Raw genomic sequence first — 17,654 nt, 5'->3', positions numbered from 1 at the left:
CTCTCCACCGGCGCCGCGGCCGCCGCGGCACCGGCCAGGCCGGCTGCCGCGCCGGCTGGCGCGCGTGCCGGCCACTTCCTGACCGTCGCCGACAGCACGGTAATCCACTACAAGGACTGGGGCAGCGGCCAGCCGGTCGTGTTCAGCCATGGCTGGCCGCTGCAGGGCGACGCCTGGGAAGACCAGATGTTCTTCCTGGCCTCCCACGGCTACCGCGTGATCGCCCACGACCGTCGCGGACACGGCCTGTCCAGCCAGCCCTGGGGCGGCAACGACATGGACCACTATGCGGACGACCTGGCGGCCCTGCTGAACCACCTCGACCTGAAGAACGCGGTGCTGGTCGGCCACTCGACCGGCGGCGGCGAAGTGACCCGCTACCTCGCCCGCCACGGCAGCAAACGCGTGGCCAAGGCGGTGCTTGTCGGCGCGGTGCCGCCGCAGATGGTGAAGTCCGCCACCAACCCGAACGGCCTGCCGATGGACGTATTCGACGGCATCCGCAAGTCGGTGGTGGACGACCGCTCGCAGTTCTTCATGGACCTGACCCTGCCCTTCTACGGCTACAACCGTCCGGGCGCCAAGGTCTCGCAGGGCGTGCGCGACACCTTCCGGGCCCAGGGCATGCAGTGCGGCCTGAAGAACGCCTACGACTGTATCAAGCAGTTCTCGGAGACCGACTTCAGCGCCGACCTGAAGAAGATCGACGTGCCGACCCTGATCGTGCACGGCGACGACGACCAGATCGTGCCGATCGACGCCTCGGCGCGCGCGGCGGCGAAGCTGGTGAAGCAGTCGACCCTGCTGGTCTACGAGGGCGCGCCGCACGGCCTGCCGACCACCCACAAGCATCGCCTCAACGCCGACCTGCTCGCCTTCATCAAGGCCTGACCTATCCTTTGGTATAGCTGGACCGCAGGCCGCCCGCGCTCGAAAATGGGTGGCCTGCCACCGCCGGAAGCCCCACATGGACAACTCAACGATCTCCCTGGTCATCGCGGATGACCACCCGCTCATCCTCGCCGGTATCGCCACCCTGATCGAGGCCGAACCGGAACTGGTCCTGCTCGGCCAGGCCACCGATGCCGACGGCGCGGTCGAACAGTACGAGCGCCTGCGGCCCGACGTGCTGCTGGTCGACCTCAACATGCCGGGCGGCGGCCTGGAAGCGATCGCGCGGGTGCGCGCCCGCCATCCGGACGCGAAGATCGTGATCCTCACCACCTACGAGGGCGACGAGGACGTGCACCGCGGCCTGGCCGCCGGCGCTTCCGGTTACCTGCTGAAGCAGTCGGGCTTCGAGGAGATCGTCGACTGCGTGCGCCACGTGCTCAGGCAGGGGCGCTACCTGCCGCCGCGCCTGGCCGAGAAGCTGGCCGCGCGCATCCATAGCAGCCCGCTGTCGCGGCGCGAACTCGACATCCTGGCCCACCTCAGCGCCGGCAAGAGCAACAAGCTGATCGCGCGCGATGCCGGCATCGGCGTCGGCACCGTGAAGTACCACATCAACAACATCCTGACCAAGCTGAACGTCACCTCGCGCACCGAAGCGGCCAGCGTCGCCCAGCGGCGCGGCCTGCTGCACCCTTTTTAACCGTCGCGGCCCGCGGGCCGTGCAACCCGGAGCATTCATGCAAGCAAGCGCCCCCCTCATCCTCTTCAACGGCTGCTTCCACACCGTCGACCGCCAGAATCCCCAGGCCAGCGCGGTCGCCATCCAGGACGGCAAATTCCTTGCCGTCGGCGACACCGACGAAGTGATGCGCCACCGCGCGCCGGACAGCCAGGTGATCGACCTCAACGGCCGCACCGTCATCCCGGGGCTGAACGACTCCCACCTTCACCTGATCCGCGGTGGCCTGAACTACAACCTGGAACTGCGCTGGGAAGGCGTGCCCTCCCTGGCCGACGCCCTGCGCATGCTGAAGGAACAGGCCGACCGCACCCCGAATCCGCAGTGGGTGCGCGTGGTGGGCGGCTGGAACGAATTCCAGTTCGCCGAAAAGCGCATGCCGACCATCGAGGAGATCAATGCCGCGGCGCCGGACACGCCGGTATTCGTGCTGCACCTGTACGACCGCGCACTCCTGAACCGCGCGGCCCTGCGCGCGGTCGGCTACGACCGCAACACGCCGAATCCGCCGGGCGGCGAGATCGTGCGCGACGCCCAGGGCAATCCGACCGGCATGCTGATCGCCCGCCCCAACGCCATGATCCTGTACGCGACCCTGGCCAAGGGCCCGACCCTGCCGCACGACCTGCAGGTGAACTCGACCCGCCAGTTCATGCGCGAACTGAACCGCCTGGGCGTGACCAGCGCCATCGATGCCGGCGGCGGCTTCCAGAACTACCCGGAAGACTATGCCGTCATCGACGAGCTGGCGAAGGAGAACCAGCTGACCATCCGCATCGCCTACAACCTGTTCACCCAGAACAAGGGCAAGGAGCTGCAGGACTTCGAACAATGGACCGGCATGGTCAAGCCGGGCGACGGCAGCGACTTCTACCGCCACAACGGCGCCGGCGAGATGCTGGTGTTCTCGGCGGCCGACTTCGAGGACTTCCTGCAGCCGCGTCCCGACCTGCCGCCGGGCATGGAGGACGAGCTGGAGAAGGTCGTGCGCCACCTGGTCGCCAGCCGCTGGCCGTTCCGCCTGCACGCCACCTACGACGAGTCGATCTCGCGCATGCTGGACGTGTTCGAGAAGGTCGACCGCGAGATCCCCTTCGACGGCCTGGCCTGGTTCTTCGACCATGCCGAGACCATCAGCCCGCGCAATATCGATCGCGTGAAGGCCCTCGGCGGCGGCATCGCGATCCAGCACCGCATGGCCTTCCAGGGCGAGTTCTTCGTCGAACGCTACGGCGCGGAAGCCGCCAAGGCCACCCCGCCGGTGGCGCGCATGCTGGAGATGGGCGTGCCGGTCGGCGCCGGCACCGACGCCACCCGCGTGGCCAGCTACAACCCCTGGACCGCGCTGTACTGGCTGGTGTCCGGCCGCACCGTCGGCGGGTTGCGCCTGTACGACGCCGGCCAGCGCCTGCCGCGCGAGACCGCGCTCGAGCTCTGGACCAGCGGCAGCGCCTGGTTCTCCAGCGAACAGGGCAAGAAGGGCCGCATCCGCGAAGGCATGCTGGCCGACCTGGCGGTGCTGTCCGGCGACTTCTTCCGCGTGCCGGAAGACGAGATCAAGGGGCTGGAATCGGTGCTGACCATCGTCGGCGGCAAGGTCGTGTTCGGCCAGGCCGAGTTCACGCCGCTGGCACCGCCGCCGATCCCGGTGCTGCCGGAGTGGTCGCCGGTGAACAAGGTGGCCGGCCACTGGCGCCGCGCGGCACCCCAGCCGGCGGCCGCGCTGGCCCACCAGTGCCAGGGCCCGTGCGGCGTGCATGGCCACGGCCACGACCGGGCGCGCCGCTCGAACGTGCCGGTGTCCGATTTCCAGGGCTTCTGGGGCGCCTTCGGCTGCAGCTGCTTCGCGTTCTGACTACGACTATCGTATGAAGGACTAAAGGCCGACTGGCCGGATAATGGGGCAAACCGCAACAAGGAAAGCCCCATGAACCTGGCCCGGAAAACCGCCCCGTTCCCCCTCTCGTTCGCCGGCCCCTCCCGGCTACGGATGCCGGTCCCGGCGCTGCCGGAGTCCGGCACGTCCGATATCCCCGCTGCGGTGCCGGAACGCAGGCCGCGCGGAGAGAATATCGGCGAGATCGCCTGTTCCCGGGCCTGGGAGCGGATCCGCCGGCTCGCACCGGCAAGCTGGCTCGACCTGCCGGCGGCGCAGCGGCAAGGCGCCCAGGATCCGGCCTTCCTGCTCGAGGCGCTGACGGCTGCCGGCGTCCCCCATCCCGCGATCGCTTCCGAAGTCGAACATGCGCTGCTACGCGGCGCCGGCAACGCCACCGCTTTGGCGCTGGTGACGCTCGGCGCCCTCGCCCATGCCCGTTACGGCGGCGGCGCGGCGGCGCTGGCGCTGGCCCGCGCCGGCCTGCAGCGCGCCGCACGCAGGGACGATGGCCACGCCGGACTGGCACATGCGGTGCACGCGGCGCTGCTGATGCCGGCGAACGAGGGCTTCGCGCGCGCCGCCGCCGTGCTGGCCGGGCTTTGCCACGGCAAGTCCCTGGCCCCGATCGCCGGCAGCTATCTGTACGGCGCCGCCCTCGTCGCCGGCATGCCGGTGCCGGAACTGGCCCACCACCTCGAGATGGCCTGCCGCCAGGCGCTGGCCGGCCGGGCCGCCGATGCCGCCGTCCATGAACTCGAATACCGTGCCAGCCTGCTGCGCGGACTGCTGTCGCACCAGGGCGGTGCCATCCTCGAGCGCCTTTGCACGCTGCGCGCACCCGGCCAGGAAAGCCGCTTCGGCCACTGGCTGACCCGGCTGCAGGCCGCCTGGTATGCGGGCGAGCATGCGCTGGCGCTGCGCGCGATGGAGGAAGCCGGCGTCCTCGTCGGTCCCTTGAGCGCGCCTGGCGACCTGCTGGTCTACCACGTGTTCGCCGTGCTGGCCCTGTCCCGCTGCGGCGACCCGTTCACGCTCGATGCCCTGCGCCGCCACGGCGATGCGCTGGCCGGTCTCGACACGCGCTGCCGGGCCAGCCACGGTGCGATGGCGGCGCTGGCGGATGCCGCCTTCGAGCGCCGCCGCGGCCAGCCGCTCGGCGCGCTGCGCGGCTTCGAACGGGCCGCGGCACTCGCCACCGGCGCGAAACTGCACTGGCTCGCCGTCCTCGCCTGCGAGCAGGCCGCCGAACTGGCCGAGGACGCCGGCCTGGGCTCGGCCGCCCATCAATATCGCCAGCAAACGCTGCTGGCCTGCCGGCGCTGGGGCGCGCTGGGACGCCTCGAAGCCTTGCGGGCCAGGTGGAACGAAGCGCCGCAGGAGGCGGAAGGCGGCTGCGACCTGGGCCAGTCGGTCGCGCATGAACTCAACCAGCCGCTGGCCGCCGTCGCCCTGCACGCGGCGGCTGCCGCCAAGTGGCTGCGCCGCGCCCAGCCGGACGTCGAGCGGGCCCTCGATTCGCTGGCCCTGATCGGCGCCGCCGGCCGGCAGGCCGGGAATATCGTGCGCGGCCTGCAGCGCCTGGCCGCCGGCATGGACATGGAAACCGACAGCGTGGTGCTCGACCGCGCCGTGCGCGAGACGGTGCAGCTGCTGCGCCGGCTGCTGCGCAAGCACGGCATCGAGCTCGATCTCGTGCTCGGCCTGGGCGAGCGCAGCGTCGAGGCCAACCGCGTCCAGCTGCAGCAGGTGCTCACCAACCTGGTCGTCAATGCCGCCGAGGCCGCCGCCGCCGCCGGGCTTGACGGCCCGCGCCGCATCCGCATCGAGACCGTCGCCTGCGGCGGCCATGCGGTCGAACTGGCGGTCAGCGACAACGGTCCTGGCATCGCCCCCGCCCACCGCGAACGCCTGTTCACCAGCATGTTCAGCACCAAGCGCGGCAGCAGCGGCAACGGCATGGGCCTGTCGATCAGCCTGTCGATCGCGCGCGCCCACGGCGGCCATATCTGGTACGAGCCCTGTGCGCCGCGAGGCGCCTGCTTCCGCCTGCGGCTTCCGGTGTAATATCCGAAGGCTATGCACACTCCAGTTACAACACCGATACGCGTGATGGTGGCCGACGACCACCCGATGATGCGCGAGGGGATCGCCGCCGCCCTGCTGGCCGAGGGCGACATCGAGATCGTCTGCACCGCCGCCAACGGCGCCGAGGCGATCGCCGACTTTGCCCGCCACCGTCCCGACGTCTCCCTGGTCGACCTGCAGATGCCGGTGAAGGACGGGCTGGAAGCCATCATCGGCATCCGCGCCCTGCATCCGGACGCCCGCATCGTCGTCCTGACCACCTATAGCGGCGATGCGCGCGTGGTGGCGGCGCTGAAGGCCGGCGCCGCCGCCTACCTGCTGAAGGACGCGCCCGGCGCTGCGCTGGCGCAGGCGGTCCGCAATGTCTACAAGGGCGCCAGCGTGATCGCCCCGCTGGCCCAGCGCGACGTCGACAGCCACCATCGGGCCGATGCGCTGTCGCCGCGCGAGCTCGACGTGCTGCGCCTGGCCGCCAACGGCAACACCAACCGCGTGATCGGCGAAGCCCTCGGCATCAGCGAGCCGACGGTGAAGACCCACATGAGCACCATCCTGGTCAAGCTGGGCGCCGGCGACCGCACCCACGCGGTCACGCTCGCCCTCAAGCGCGGCTACATCAGCCTGTGAGCGCGGTTGCGCGGGCGCCGGTGTATCCCTTCGTATAGCTAGGCCGGCGCGGGCGCTGCGTCCACAATGCAGGAGGGCCGCACAGCAGCGGCATCATCCACCTCCTGAAAGGAAGCAGACATGAGCGCCAACCGCACCATCGATACCGTCACCGCGCGTGACGGCACCATCATCCACTTCACCGACTGGGGCCACGGCATCCCGGTGGTGTTCAGCCATGGCTGGCCGCTGTCCGGCGACGCCTGGGAAGACCAGATGATGTACCTGGCCGAACACGGCTACCGCGTGATCGCCCACGACCGCCGCGGCCACGGCCGCTCGGGCAAGGCCTGGCACGGCAACGACATGGACACCTATGCCGACGACCTGGCGACCCTGCTGGACGCCCTGGACATCACCGGCGCCACCCTGGTCGGCCATTCGACCGGCGGCGGCGAAGTCGCCCGCTACATCGGCCGCCACGGCACCGGCCGCGTCGCCAAGGCGGTGCTGGTCGGCGCCGTCACCCCGCAGATGATGGCCTCGCCGGACAATCCGGACGGCGTGCCGATGTCGGTCTTCGACGGCATCCGCGACGGCGTCAGGAACGACCGCGCCCAGTTCTTCCTCGACCTGACCATGCCCTTCTTCGGCTTCGACCGTCCGGGCGCCAAGGTCTCGGAAGGCATGCGCCAGTCCTTCCTGATACAGGGACTGCAGTGCAGCCTGAAGAGCGCCTACGCCTGCATCAAGCAGTTCTCGGAAACCGACTTCACGGAAGACCTGAAGAAGATGACGGTGCCGACCCTGGTGATCCACGGCGACGACGACCAGATCGTGCCGCTGGCCACCACCGCGCGCCGCGCCGTCGAACTGCTGCCGCAGGGCCGCCTGTCGGTGTACGAGGGTGCCGGCCACGGCCTGCCGTCCACCCACAAGGAGCAGCTCAACGCCGAGCTGCTGGCCTTCCTGCGCGGCTGATCCCGGCGCCCGGCCTCAGGCCCCGGCCGCCGCCTTCCGCTCGCGCAGATCGATGTATGCGACGATCATGAAGGCGCCGGCCAGGCCGAGGTGTTCGAAGAAGCCGTTCTCGGACATCGTGCGGGCGGCCCCGGCCAGTTCCCAGAAGCGGTTGGCCAGCAGGTTGGCCGCCAGCGTGAACAGGGCCAGGTAGGCGGCGCCCAGCCAGCGCCGGAATCCGCACAGAATCAGCAGCGCCCCGCCGAGTTCACCGAGGATGGTGAGCAAGGCGAGCGGCCCCGCCGGCGCGAGCCCGAAGTGATGCATCTCGGCGACGGCCGCCGGAAAATCCAGCGCCTTCTCGATCCCGCCCTGCAGGTAGGCGGAACATAACAACAGCAGAAAACACCAGTAGGCGATGGCGGGACGGCGCTCGGCGCGGCTGGCGGCAATGGCGGGGGCGGGATTGGAGTACATGGCGGATCCTGACGTGTCGAATGGATGAAGTAGGGGCGAAGCGCCCGGCTTCGATGATAGAAGCCCGCATGCGCTTGCGCCCCTGTCCTTGGACAGGCCGCTAGCCTTGTACCTGCGCCGCGCCCACGTGCACCGCGCGCCCGGCGCGCCAGCCGTTGAAGCCGGCGACCGCGCCCAGCACCACGAACAGCAGCGCGCACCAGCCGAAGCCGCCGGTCTGGCCGCGGATCAACCCCACCACCAGCGGCCCGCTCGCCGCCAGCAGGTAGCCGACGCACTGCGCCATGCTGGACAGCTGCGCGGCCACCTGCGGATCGCCCGAGCGCAGCACGATGACGGTCATGGCCGCTGCGATGAGGCCGCCCTGGCCGACGCCTTGCAGTACCGCCCACAGCCAGACCGTGGACAGCGGCGCGAACAGCAGGCCGATCAGCGCGACCACCGCGATCGCGCACAGCGCCACATTGATCAGGCGCTGGTCCTTGCCGCGCACCGCGATGTGCGGCACCGCCAGGCAGGACATGGCCTGGACCATGACCGACATCGAGACCACGCTGCCGGCGAGGACGGGATCGAGGCCGCGCTCGCGCAGGATCGGCACCAGCCAGCCGAACACGCTGTAGGCCAGCGCCGACTGGAAGCCCATGAACAGGGTGACGTTCCATGCGAGACGGTCGCGCCACAGGCCCTTGATGTGGGCGCCGCCGCCCGCGGGGCGCTGCGCCCCGTGCCCGAGCTGCGGCAGCCAGATGAGGGCGACGACGGCCGCCGGCAATGCCCAGGCGGCGAGCGCACCGTGGATGGATCCGCCCAGCAGCCTTTCGATGGGCAGGGTCAGGCCGGCGGCGCTGGCGGCCCCGCCGCACAGCGCCATCGTGTACAGCCCGGTCATCAGCGCGCTCCGGCGCGGGAAGTCGCGCTTGACCAGTCCCGGCAGCAGCACGTTGGCGACGGCGATGCTGGCGCCGGCCAGGGCGGTGCCGAAGAACAGCGCCGGCAGCGGCGCCAGTCCGCGCAGCGCGGTGCCGACGGCCAGCAACAGGAGCACGCCCAGCATGGTCCGTTCGGCGCCGATCCGGCGTGCCAGCCGCGGCGCCAGCGGCGAGAACAGCCCCAGGCACACCACCGGAAGCGTGGTCAGCACACCCGCGCCGAAGCTCGAGAGGTGCAGCTCGCTCTTCAGTTCCGGCAGCAGGGCCGAGGCGCTGGAGAACAGCGGACGCAGGTTGAAGGCGATCAGCACCAGGCTGGCGCCGAGGAAGACGCGGGCCGCGCGGCTGCGCTCCATGCCGCTCAATGCGCGACGCCCGCGGAACGGCGCGCCGCGGCCGCTCCGGACGATGCGGCCGAGTCAGCAGATTCCGGCCGCTGCGGCTCGCCCCAGTGCTTGACCAGCAGCGCCAGCGTGGCCAGCACGCCGGCCACCGCGATGGTCGCGAAGATCCCTTCGAAGCCCACCTGGCGGCGCGACAGCTCGGCCACCAGGAAGGAGCCGGCGACGCCGCCAAAGCGGCCCACGCCCATCATCCAGGCGACGCCGGTGGCCCGGCCCTGCGTTGGATAGAAGGCCGCGGCCAGCGCCGGCAGCGAGGACTGCGCCGTATTCATCAAAGTGCCGGCGAGGAAGACCACCGCCATCAGCAGGCCGGTGCTGCCGGCCGACAGGCCGATCGCGTAGATGCTCACCGCGCTCAGGCTGAAGCACAGCGCGATCACGCGGTTGGCGCTGAAGCGGTCCATCAGCCAGCCGAGGAAGATGGCGCCGACGCCGCCGAGCGGGAACAGCGAGGCCGCCAGCGTGGCCGTGCGCGCATCCAGGCCGGCTTCCTTGAACAGGATCGGCATCCAGTTGATGAGGGAGTAGAAGATCACCAGGCCCATGAAGTAGGCCAGCCACATCATCACGGTGCCGACGATGAAGGGACGCGACAGGATGACGCGCAGGCCGCTGGCGGCGACGGACGGCGCGGCCTTCTCGGCCATGGTGAACGAGGCTGCCTGCGCGGCCGCCGGCGAGATGCGCAGCAGCGCGGCGCGGATGCGCGCGGCGGGATGACGCTTGGCGACCATGTAGCGCACCGACTCCGGCAGGCGCACCAGCATGACGGCCGCCAGCACCACCGGCACAGCGCCGCCCAGCAGCAGCACGCTGCGCCAGCCCCACTGCGGGATCATCCAGGCGGCCAGGAAGCCGCCCAGCGCCGCCCCCAGCGGGAAGCCGCAGAACATCGCATTGGTCAGGGTCGCGCGGCGCTGGTCCGGGCAGTATTCGCTCATCAGGGTGACGGCATTCGGCATCGCGGCGCCCAGCCCGAGGCCGGTCACGAAGCGCAGGATGGTCAGCTGGGTCAGGTCGGCCGCAAAGGCCGACCAGGTGCAGGCTGCGCCGAACAGGGCCACCGCCGCCACCAGCACGGTCTTGCGGCCGAAGCGGTCGGCGCAGGGACCGGCGGTCAGGCCGCCGGCGGCCAGTCCGAACAGGGCCGCGCTGAGCACCGGCGCCAGCGCCGCCTTGCTGAGACCCCATTCCTTGAGCAGGGATGGGGCGATGAAGCCGATCGCGGCGGTGTCGAAGCCGTCCAGCAGCACGATCAGGAAGCAGATCGCGAAGATGGTCCACTGGAAGCCGGAGAACCGGTGGCGGTTGAGGAAGTCCTGGACGTCGACCGCTTGGACGTCTTTCTGCATATGTGTCTCCTTCGGGCGGTCCCGCCGGTGGCCGGCCGCGTTTTATATCGTATGCCTGATGGCTCTACTGTATCGCAATATGCGCCACGGGTGGGCCGCGGCGCTGCAGGCCCGCTTCAGAAGGCGCCGACGTAGTTCTCGGCCAGTGCGGTGCTGAGGGCGCGCGAGGCCACCACGTTCTCGAGCTCCGCCAGCTGCACTTCGCGGTCGAAGGGCGATGCATCCTCGAAGGTGTGCAGCAGGCGCGTCATCCACCACGAGAAGAATTCGGCGCGCCAGATCCGCTTGAGGGCCTCGCTCGAATAGCGCTCCAGGCCTTCCTCGCCGGCGCCGCGGTAGAAGCTGTCGAGGGCGCGCGACAGCAGCTTGACGTCGGAGATCGCCAGGTTCATGCCCTTGGCGCCGGTCGGCGGCACGATGTGGGCGGCGTCGCCGGCCAGGAACAGGCGGCCCGAGCGCATCGGCGCGCACACGAAGCTGCGCATGCCGATGATCCCCTTCTGGAAGATCCTGCCTTCCTTGAGCTTCCAGCCGTCGTCGCTCTCCAGCCGCGCATGCAGCTCGGCCCAGATGCGGTCGTCCGACCAGTTGTCGACGTGGTCGCGCGGGTCGCACTGGAAGTACAGGCGCTGCACGGTCGGCGAACGGGTGCTGACCAGGGCGAAGCCGCGTTCGTGGCGGGCGTAGATCAGTTCTTCCGACGAGGGCGCCGATTCGACCAGGATGCCGAACCAGCCGAAGGGATAGGTGCGCTGGAAATCCTGGCGGACCGTGGTCGGGATCATCGGGCGCGACACGCCGTGGAAGCCGTCGCAGCCGATCACGAAGTCGGCCTCGATGCGGCGCGCCTCGCCGCCGTGCATGAAGCTCACCGCCGGCCGCTCGCCGTCGATGCCGGCGATCTCGACCTGGCTGGTCTCGAACAGCAGTTCGCCGCCGGCGGCCAGGCGGGCCGCGACCAGGTCGATGATGACTTCGTGCTGGGGATAGACGGTGATCGCCTTGCCGGTCAGGCCGTGCAGGTCGATGCGGTGGCGGCGGCCGCCGAAGGCCAGTTCGATCCCGTGGTGCAGCGCGCCTTCGCGGCGCATGCGCTCGCCGACGCCGGCGTCGCTCAGGATGTCCATGCTGCCCTGTTCGAGCACGCCGGCGCGGATGGTGGCTTCGATCTCGGCGCGGCTGCGCGATTCGAGCACGACGGACTCGATGCCGTTCAGGTGCAGCAGGTGGGAAAGCAGAAGGCCGGCGGGGCCGGCGCCGATGATGGCGACCTGGGTACGCATGGTGATGTCTCCGTTTATGTGTTCTGGTTGACATCATCCTAGTGCGGCGGCGGGCCGATATGAATGGATGAAACTGGAAAAAACTTGTACTATTTTTTCATTCGACTCCGACCACCCCGGTCTTCGCCATGCCTACTGCCCTCCCCCAGCCGTCCGCCGCCATCCCGCAATTCGCCCTCTACGGCGAGCTCACAAGGGGTGTTGACGCCGAGGGGGTGCACGTCGAACTGATCGAGACGCGCAGCCGCGGCTACGACTGGCATATCGGCATCCATACCCACGCCGGCCTGTTCCAGGTACTTTTTTTATTCGGCGGACGCGTAAGAGCCACCCTCGGCGACGAGGTCCGCGAACTCGACGGCCCGGTCGCCCTCACCATCCATCCCTCTCTGGCCCACGGTTTCGAATTCTCCGAAGAGACCTATGGCTACGTCCTGACAATCGACCAGAACATGCTGTTCGCCGCCGCCGGCGAGGACGGCAACCTGTTCACCTCCTTGTTCGTGGAGCCGCTCGCCATCGGACTCGGACCGGTGCCGGAGGCGCGCGAGCGCATCGAGGCGCTGCTGCGCAACCTGATCGCGGAAGCGGCCTCGCCGCGCCAGGGCCACACCCTGATGCTCGACTGGCTGTCGCGCTGCGTGCTGCTGATGCTGGCGCGGGTGCAGGCCGACCGGCGCATCGCCGAAAGCTCGGGCCGCAAGGACTTCGAGCTGTTCAGCCGCTTCCGCACCGAGATCGAGCGCCGCTACAAGGAGCAGTGGCGGGTGCCGCAATATGCCGACGCGCTGCGCGTGCCGCCGGTGCGCCTGAACCGCCTGTGCCTGAAAATCGCCGGCAAGACCGCCTTCGAGATGACCCAGGAGCGCCTGATGCTGGAGGCCTGCCGCAAGCTGACCTATGTGCCGGCCAGCGTGGCCGGCATCGCCTATGAGCTGGGGTTCCAGGACCCGGCTTACTTCAGCCGGCTGTTCAAGAAGCTGGTGGGGGTGACGCCGAAGGAGTACCGGCAGCGGACGCAGGCGGACGAATGAACCGTCGTCCCCGCGAAGGCGGGGATCCAAGTTTGCGCGGGCACCTGCAAGTTCAAACGCTACAGGTATGCGCCGAACTTGGGTCCCCGCCTTCGCGGGGACGACGGTGCAAAGGCAGCGGGCAACCCGGGCTTACAACATCGCCCCCAGCTCCACCTGCGTCTTGATCATCGCCGGCAAACACCGCTCCACCATCTGCTCCACCGGCAGCCGGCCCGCGTGCACGCTCACGTTCATGGCCGCCACAACGTCGCCGCGGAAGTTCCGCAGCGGGACCGAGATCGTGCGCAGGCCCAGCTCCAGCTCCTGGTCGACCAGGGCATAGCCTTGCGCCCGGGCGCGCGCGATCTCGAGCGCCAGGCGTTCCTTGTCCACGATCGTGTACTGGGTGATCTGCTCGGGCGTGGCCTGGGCCAGGAAACGTTCGATGTCGGCCTGCGGCAGGGAGGCCAGCAGCATGCGCCCGTTGGCCGTGCAATAGGCCGGCACCCGGGTGCCCGGCTGCAGGGTGGCCGAGACCAGGCGTCCGGCGCTGACCGCCGCCACGCAGACCAGCTGGTCGTGGTCGAGCACCCCGACCGAGGCCGCCTCGCCCAGCGAATACGCGAGCCGGTACAGCGGCGGCTGGGCGATGCGCGGCAGGCGCGCCGAATGCAGGTAGGACTGGCCGAGGCGCAGCACCGCCGGGGTCAGCGAGAACAGCTTGTTCTCGTGCCGCATATAGCCCAGGTGGGTCAGCGTGATCAGGTAGCGGCGCGCCGCCGCCCGCGTCAGGCCGGTGGCCTCGGCCACCTCGGCGATCGACAGGCGCGAGCGCTCCTGGTCGAAGGCCTCGATCACCTTCAGGCCTTTTTCGAGGCCGCCGACGAGGTCCCGCTCCAGCGGCGCATCAGGTTTTTCGCTCATGTGCAAATTGGCAGGGGTTTTGTGCGAGTATCGCACAAAGTGCGCGCATAGTGAACGCTGCAGCACTTTGCCGGCTTGTCGCTGCCGCCGTCCTTCCCTACCATCGTTTGCACAACAACCCTCCCAAGGAGACTCGCTGTGAAATTCGATGCCATCGAGCCGGGCGTCTATCCGGAACTCGTCTATCCCGCCTATAAATCGACCGTCAAGCGCGGCCCGCTGCAGCCCAACCTGCGCATCGAGGCCCCGGCGCCCGTCACGCGCAACATCGTCGCCGGTCCCCACATCCTGCTGCCGAACGACACCGACCTGACCGCCCACGGCCAGGGCGAGCCGCTGGGCGAGAAGATCGTGGTCACCGGCCGCGTGGTCGACGAGGACGGCAAGCCGGTGCGCAACTCCCTGGTCGAAGTCTGGCAGGCCAATTCGGCCGGCCGCTACTGGCACAGCAAGGACCAGCACGCGGCGCCGCTGGATCCGAACTTCCACGGCCTCGGCAAGATGCTGACCGACGACGACGGCCGCTACCGCTTCGTCACCATCAAGCCCGGTCCCTACCCCTGGGGTAACCACGACAAGGCCTGGCGTCCGGCCCACATCCACTTCTCGCTGTTCGGGAACGTGTACGCGCAGCGCCTGGTGACCCAGATGTACTTCCCGAGCGACCCGCTGTTCGACTACGACCCGATCTTCCAGAGCGTGCCTGACGAAGCCGCGCGCCAGCGCCTGATCTCGCGCTTCAGCCTCGAACACACGGTCGGCGCCGAGATGCTCGGCTACGAATTCGATATCGTCCTGCGCGGACGCGACGCCACCCCGATGGGCCTGTAAGGAGACAGCACATGAGCAAGATCACGACTTCCCAGACCGTCGGCCCGTTCTCCCACGAAGCCTGGCAGTGGGCCGCCGACGCCTGCACGCCCGCCAACCTGAAGACCAGCGGCCCCACCGTGCTGGTCGGCGGCATCATCTACGACGGCGACGGCAACCCGATCAACGACGCCCAGATCGAAGCCTGGACGCCGGATGCCGCCGCCCTCGAAGCCGAGCACATGATCCCGGGCTTCCGCCGCGTGCCGAGCGGCGCCGACGGCGAATTCAGCATGCGCATCGCCGCGCCGCTGGATGCCGCGGCGGGCGAACCGCTGGCCTACATCACCGTGTTCGCGCGCGGCCTGGTCAAGCACCAGTTCACCGCCGTCTTCCTCGAGGACGCCGCCGGCCTGTCCGAGTCCGCGATCCTGAACCAGGTGCCGGAAGCGCGCCGCGCCACCCTGCTCGCCCGCAAGACCGGCGACGGCCAGTACCGCTGGGACATCCGGATGCAGGGCGAGCAGGAAACCGCCTTCTTCGATTATGTATGATGGTGCGTGCATGACAGACAAGCGACGGGAGCGCCAGTGAGTGTATCGATCTTCGACAGTTTTCTGACCACGCCCGACATGGAGGCCGTTTTCGACGACGGCGCGGTGGTGCAGGCCATGCTCGACTTCGAAGCCGCGCTGGCGCGCGCCCAGGCGGCGGAGGGCCTGATTCCGCAGGCCGCCGCCGGCGCCATCGCCAGCGTCTGCAAGGCCGGGCTGTACGACATCCCGGCCCTGGTCCGCGCCGGCCGCCGCGCCGGCAGCCTGGCGATCCCGCTGGTGAAGGAGCTGCAGAAAACCGTGGCGCTGTACGACGAGGAAGCGGCGCGCCACGTACACTGGGGCAGCACCAGCCAGGACGTGATCGACACCGGGCTGGTGCTGGTCACGCGCGATGCCCTGCGCCTGCTCGACGAAGGCCTGCGCGAGCTCGCCGGCCACCTGCTGAAGCTGGCCGAAGACCACCTGTCCACGCCGGTGCTGGCACGCACGCTGATGCAGCCGGCCCAGGTGACCAGCCTGGGCTTCAAGGCCACCGGCTGGCTGGCGCCCCTCGTGCGTGCGCGCGAACGCATGCGCGAGGCGGCAGCACGTGCCCTCCAGCTGCAGCTGGGCGGCGCCGTCGGCACCCTGGCCGTGATGGGCGAGCAAGGCCCCGCGGTGGCGCTGCGGGTCGCCGCCGAGCTGCGCCTGCGGGTCGCGGACGCCGCCTGGCACACCCAGCGCGACGAATGGGTGCGCCTGGGCCTCGAAGTGGCGGTGCTGGGCGGCAGCCTGGGCAAGCTGGCCACCGACCTCGGCCTGATGGCCCAGGGCGAGGTCGGCGAACTGGCCGAGCCGTCCGGGAATGGCCGCGGCGGCTCCTCGGCCATGCCGCACAAGCGCAATCCGGTGTCCACCATGATCGCGCTGGCCGCTGCGCGCCGCACGCCCCAGCATGCGGCGGCCCTGCTGGCCTGCATGGACCAGCAGCACGAACGGGGCCTCGGCAACTGGCAGGCCGAACTGGCCGAATGGCCGCAGATCTTCCTGTCCGTCCACGGCGCCCTGGGCGCGCTCAACGAAGCCTTTGCCGGCCTGGCGGTCGACCGCGAGCGCATGCTGCACAACATCCACGCCCTGCATGGCCTGGTATTCGCCGAGGCGGTATCGAGCTACCTGGCCGGCGCCATCGGCCGGCCGAAGGCGCATGCGCTGCTCGAAGACCTGAGCAAGCGCGCGGCCGCCGGCCCCCAGGGTCTCGACCAGCTGGTACGCGATGCCGTCGCCGCCGATCCGGCGTTGGCCGCCCACGTCGATGCCGCCCGGCTGGCGCGCCTGTTCGATCCGGTGGCAGCCGCCGAACCGGCACGCCGCCTGGCCGAAACCCAGCTGCATGGCCTGCGCCTGTCCATGGACAGGCTGGCAGCCTCCCACCCATTTCATGAATGAGCCACACCGATGAGTTTCGATCCGCTTGACCACGATTTCGAACGCGGCCTGCAGAACCGCCGCAACGTCCTCGGCGACGCCTGGGTCGACCGTTCCCTGAACAACGCGACCAGCTTCAATGCCGAATTCCAGAACCTGATCACGCGCTTCGCCTGGAACGAGATCTGGGGCCGCCCCGGCCTGGACCACAAGACCCGCCGCGCGATCGTCCTGTCGATCACGGTGGCGCTCGGCCGCTGGGAAGAATACGACCTGCACGTGCGCGCCGCCCTGCTGGGCGAGGAAGGCAGCCGCCTGACGCCCGACGAGATCAAGGAAATCCTGATGCAGTCGGCCATTTACGCCGGCGTCCCCGCCGCAAATACCGGCTTCACGCACGCGCTGGCGATCCTGCGTGAAGTGGCGGACCAGATCGGCTACGTGCTGGAGCCCTCCGCTCCCGGCGCGGTCTCGCATTCCGGCCTCGGCCGCAAAGGCCGCACCACGAGCACGCCGGCCCTGCACTACAGCGTGCGCGAACCACGCAGCGGCAAGGCGCCGCGCCATACCGTGGTGCTGAGCCATGCGCTGGGCTGCGACCTGAGCATGTGGGACGGCCTGGCCAAGCTGCTAGCCAGCGACTGCCGCGTGATCGCCTACGACCACCGCGGCCACGGCAGCTCGGACGCCGGCGACGGCCTGTACTCGATGGCGGAACTGGCCGACGACGCCGCCCGCCTGCTGCGCGAACTCGATACCGGTCCCGTGGTCTGGGTCGGGCTGTCGATGGGCGGCATGGTGGGCCAGGAGCTGGCACTGCGCCACCCTTCCCTGGTGCGCGCGCTGGTGCTGGCGAACACCACCAGCGGCTATCCACAAGCCGCGCGCGAAGTCTGGGAACAGCGCATCGTCACCGTGCGCGAACGGGGCATCGAGGCGATCGCCGACGCCGTCATGGCGCGCTACTTCCACGACGGCTTCCGCGCGCAGAAAGCCGGCACGGTGGCCCGCTTCCGCCGCCGCCTGGTGACGACCGATGCGGTGGGCTATGTGGGCTGCTGCAACGCGGTGGGCAAGGTCGACACCACCGCGCGGCTCGGGCAGATCGGGGTGCCGGCGCTGGTGATCGCAGGTGAGCTGGACCAGGGAACGCCGGTGGCCATGGCGCAGGCTTTGGCAGACGGGATTCCGGGGGCGTCGCTCACGGTGCTGAAGGAGGCTTCGCATTTGAGTGCGGTGGAGCAGCCGGAGGCGTTCGACAAGGCCGTTGCCGGGTTTATCGATACCCTCTAAGCCTACGCGTGGGCACGGGGTGCCCACCCTACGATT

General features: G+C 69.6%; 16 protein-coding genes. 11 read left to right on the top strand and 5 right to left on the bottom strand.

All coding sequences use genetic code 11. The features are described from left to right. The 6 genes from AC1DOQ_RS08245 to AC1DOQ_RS08220 form a co-directional block, all read left to right on the top strand. Window positions 1-891: alpha/beta fold hydrolase (locus AC1DOQ_RS08245; RefSeq protein WP_477362035.1), on the top strand; the 891-nt coding region annotated here is incomplete at its 5' end. Between the two features lie 76 nt (window positions 892-967). Next, the gene (locus tag AC1DOQ_RS08240; protein ID WP_477362033.1) at window positions 968-1,594 is read left to right on the top strand and encodes a response regulator; all 627 of its coding nucleotides are present in this window, start codon (window positions 968-970) and stop codon (window positions 1,592-1,594) included. A gap of 37 nt (window positions 1,595-1,631) precedes the next feature. Beyond that, window positions 1,632-3,488, top strand: coding sequence for an amidohydrolase (locus AC1DOQ_RS08235; protein WP_477362031.1), 1,857 nt, complete (start codon window positions 1,632-1,634; stop codon window positions 3,486-3,488). Between the two features lie 72 nt (window positions 3,489-3,560). Continuing rightward, window positions 3,561-5,576, top strand: coding sequence for an ATP-binding protein (locus AC1DOQ_RS08230; protein WP_477362029.1), 2,016 nt, complete (start codon window positions 3,561-3,563; stop codon window positions 5,574-5,576). Between the two features lie 45 nt (window positions 5,577-5,621). Further along, window positions 5,622-6,224 carry a response regulator transcription factor gene (locus AC1DOQ_RS08225; RefSeq protein WP_477362027.1) on the top strand — a complete coding sequence of 201 codons (603 nt, stop codon included), beginning with the start codon at window positions 5,622-5,624 and terminating at the stop codon, window positions 6,222-6,224. 120 nt (window positions 6,225-6,344) lie between these two features. Beyond that, window positions 6,345-7,184, top strand: a complete 840-nt coding sequence (locus tag AC1DOQ_RS08220; protein ID WP_477362025.1) for an alpha/beta fold hydrolase — start codon at window positions 6,345-6,347, stop codon at window positions 7,182-7,184. A 15-nt stretch (window positions 7,185-7,199) separates the two neighbouring features. Here AC1DOQ_RS08220 and AC1DOQ_RS08215 read toward each other — a convergent pair whose 3' ends face one another. From AC1DOQ_RS08215 to AC1DOQ_RS08200, 4 genes are all read right to left on the bottom strand, one after another. Further along, the gene (locus tag AC1DOQ_RS08215; protein ID WP_477362023.1) at window positions 7,200-7,640 is read right to left on the bottom strand and encodes a DoxX family protein; all 441 of its coding nucleotides are present in this window, start codon (window positions 7,638-7,640) and stop codon (window positions 7,200-7,202) included. Between the two features lie 100 nt (window positions 7,641-7,740). Next, a complete protein-coding gene (locus AC1DOQ_RS08210) occupies window positions 7,741-8,928 on the bottom strand; it encodes a CynX/NimT family MFS transporter (RefSeq protein WP_477362021.1) in 1,188 nt (395 codons plus the stop codon). Between the two features lie 5 nt (window positions 8,929-8,933). Beyond that, a complete protein-coding gene (locus tag AC1DOQ_RS08205) occupies window positions 8,934-10,328 on the bottom strand; it encodes an MFS transporter (protein ID WP_477362019.1) in 1,395 nt (464 codons plus the stop codon). A gap of 116 nt (window positions 10,329-10,444) precedes the next feature. Next, window positions 10,445-11,611, bottom strand: a complete 1,167-nt coding sequence (locus AC1DOQ_RS08200; protein ID WP_477362017.1) for a 4-hydroxybenzoate 3-monooxygenase — start codon at window positions 11,609-11,611, stop codon at window positions 10,445-10,447. Between the two features lie 128 nt (window positions 11,612-11,739). Here AC1DOQ_RS08200 and AC1DOQ_RS08195 point away from each other — a divergent pair, with 128 nt between their 5' ends. Continuing rightward, window positions 11,740-12,645: a helix-turn-helix domain-containing protein gene (locus tag AC1DOQ_RS08195; RefSeq protein ID WP_477362015.1), complete on the top strand. Its 906-nt coding sequence runs from the start codon at window positions 11,740-11,742 to the stop codon at window positions 12,643-12,645. 132 nt (window positions 12,646-12,777) lie between these two features. Here the strand turns inward: AC1DOQ_RS08195 and AC1DOQ_RS08190 are convergent, their stop codons facing one another. Then, complete coding sequence (locus AC1DOQ_RS08190; protein ID WP_477362013.1) at window positions 12,778-13,551, bottom strand: IclR family transcriptional regulator domain-containing protein; 774 nt, start codon at window positions 13,549-13,551, stop codon at window positions 12,778-12,780. Between the two features lie 138 nt (window positions 13,552-13,689). On the opposite strand from AC1DOQ_RS08190, the gene pcaH reads away from it, so the two are divergent. From pcaH to pcaCD, 4 genes are read left to right on the top strand one after another with little or no spacing between them, the layout of a single operon-like run. Beyond that, complete coding sequence (pcaH, locus tag AC1DOQ_RS08185) at window positions 13,690-14,382, top strand: protocatechuate 3,4-dioxygenase subunit beta (RefSeq protein ID WP_477250403.1); 693 nt, start codon at window positions 13,690-13,692, stop codon at window positions 14,380-14,382. Between the two features lie 11 nt (window positions 14,383-14,393). Further along, window positions 14,394-14,915 (top strand): peptidase associated/transthyretin-like domain-containing protein, encoded by a 522-nt coding sequence (locus tag AC1DOQ_RS08180; protein ID WP_477362011.1) that lies wholly within the window; start codon window positions 14,394-14,396, stop codon window positions 14,913-14,915. 36 nt (window positions 14,916-14,951) lie between these two features. Further along, window positions 14,952-16,346 (top strand): 3-carboxy-cis,cis-muconate cycloisomerase, encoded by a 1,395-nt coding sequence (gene pcaB, locus AC1DOQ_RS08175; RefSeq protein WP_477362009.1) that lies wholly within the window; start codon window positions 14,952-14,954, stop codon window positions 16,344-16,346. A 9-nt stretch (window positions 16,347-16,355) separates the two neighbouring features. Continuing rightward, on the top strand, window positions 16,356-17,618 hold the full coding sequence (pcaCD, locus tag AC1DOQ_RS08170; protein WP_477362007.1) for a bifunctional 4-carboxymuconolactone decarboxylase/3-oxoadipate enol-lactonase PcaCD: 1,263 nt from the start codon (window positions 16,356-16,358) through the stop codon (window positions 17,616-17,618). The last annotated feature ends 36 nt before the right edge of the window (window positions 17,619-17,654 follow it).

It is taken from the genome of Massilia sp. 01N417 (assembly GCF_056399645.1).
Note: the sequence above shows the minus strand (reverse complement) of the source record. Positions and strands in the feature narration are given on the sequence as shown.

Excerpts from the sequence above, each read along its gene's own strand:
- AC1DOQ_RS08240 (WP_477362033.1), top strand. The coding sequence starts at position 968 with ATGGACAACTCAACGATCTCCCTGGTCATCGCGGATGACCACCCGCTC.
- AC1DOQ_RS08235 (WP_477362031.1), top strand. The coding sequence starts at position 1,632 with ATGCAAGCAAGCGCCCCCCTCATCCTCTTCAACGGCTGCTTCCACACC.
- AC1DOQ_RS08230 (WP_477362029.1), top strand. The coding sequence starts at position 3,561 with ATGAACCTGGCCCGGAAAACCGCCCCGTTCCCCCTCTCGTTCGCCGGC.
- AC1DOQ_RS08225 (WP_477362027.1), top strand. The coding sequence starts at position 5,622 with ATGGTGGCCGACGACCACCCGATGATGCGCGAGGGGATCGCCGCCGCC.
- AC1DOQ_RS08220 (WP_477362025.1), top strand. The coding sequence starts at position 6,345 with ATGAGCGCCAACCGCACCATCGATACCGTCACCGCGCGTGACGGCACC.
- AC1DOQ_RS08215 (WP_477362023.1), bottom strand. The coding sequence starts at position 7,640 with ATGTACTCCAATCCCGCCCCCGCCATTGCCGCCAGCCGCGCCGAGCGC.
- AC1DOQ_RS08210 (WP_477362021.1), bottom strand. The coding sequence starts at position 8,928 with ATGGAGCGCAGCCGCGCGGCCCGCGTCTTCCTCGGCGCCAGCCTGGTG.
- AC1DOQ_RS08205 (WP_477362019.1), bottom strand. The coding sequence starts at position 10,328 with ATGCAGAAAGACGTCCAAGCGGTCGACGTCCAGGACTTCCTCAACCGC.
- AC1DOQ_RS08200 (WP_477362017.1), bottom strand. The coding sequence starts at position 11,611 with ATGCGTACCCAGGTCGCCATCATCGGCGCCGGCCCCGCCGGCCTTCTG.
- AC1DOQ_RS08195 (WP_477362015.1), top strand. The coding sequence starts at position 11,740 with ATGCCTACTGCCCTCCCCCAGCCGTCCGCCGCCATCCCGCAATTCGCC.
- AC1DOQ_RS08190 (WP_477362013.1), bottom strand. The coding sequence starts at position 13,551 with ATGAGCGAAAAACCTGATGCGCCGCTGGAGCGGGACCTCGTCGGCGGC.
- AC1DOQ_RS08180 (WP_477362011.1), top strand. The coding sequence starts at position 14,394 with ATGAGCAAGATCACGACTTCCCAGACCGTCGGCCCGTTCTCCCACGAA.
- pcaCD (WP_477362007.1), top strand. The coding sequence starts at position 16,356 with ATGAGTTTCGATCCGCTTGACCACGATTTCGAACGCGGCCTGCAGAAC.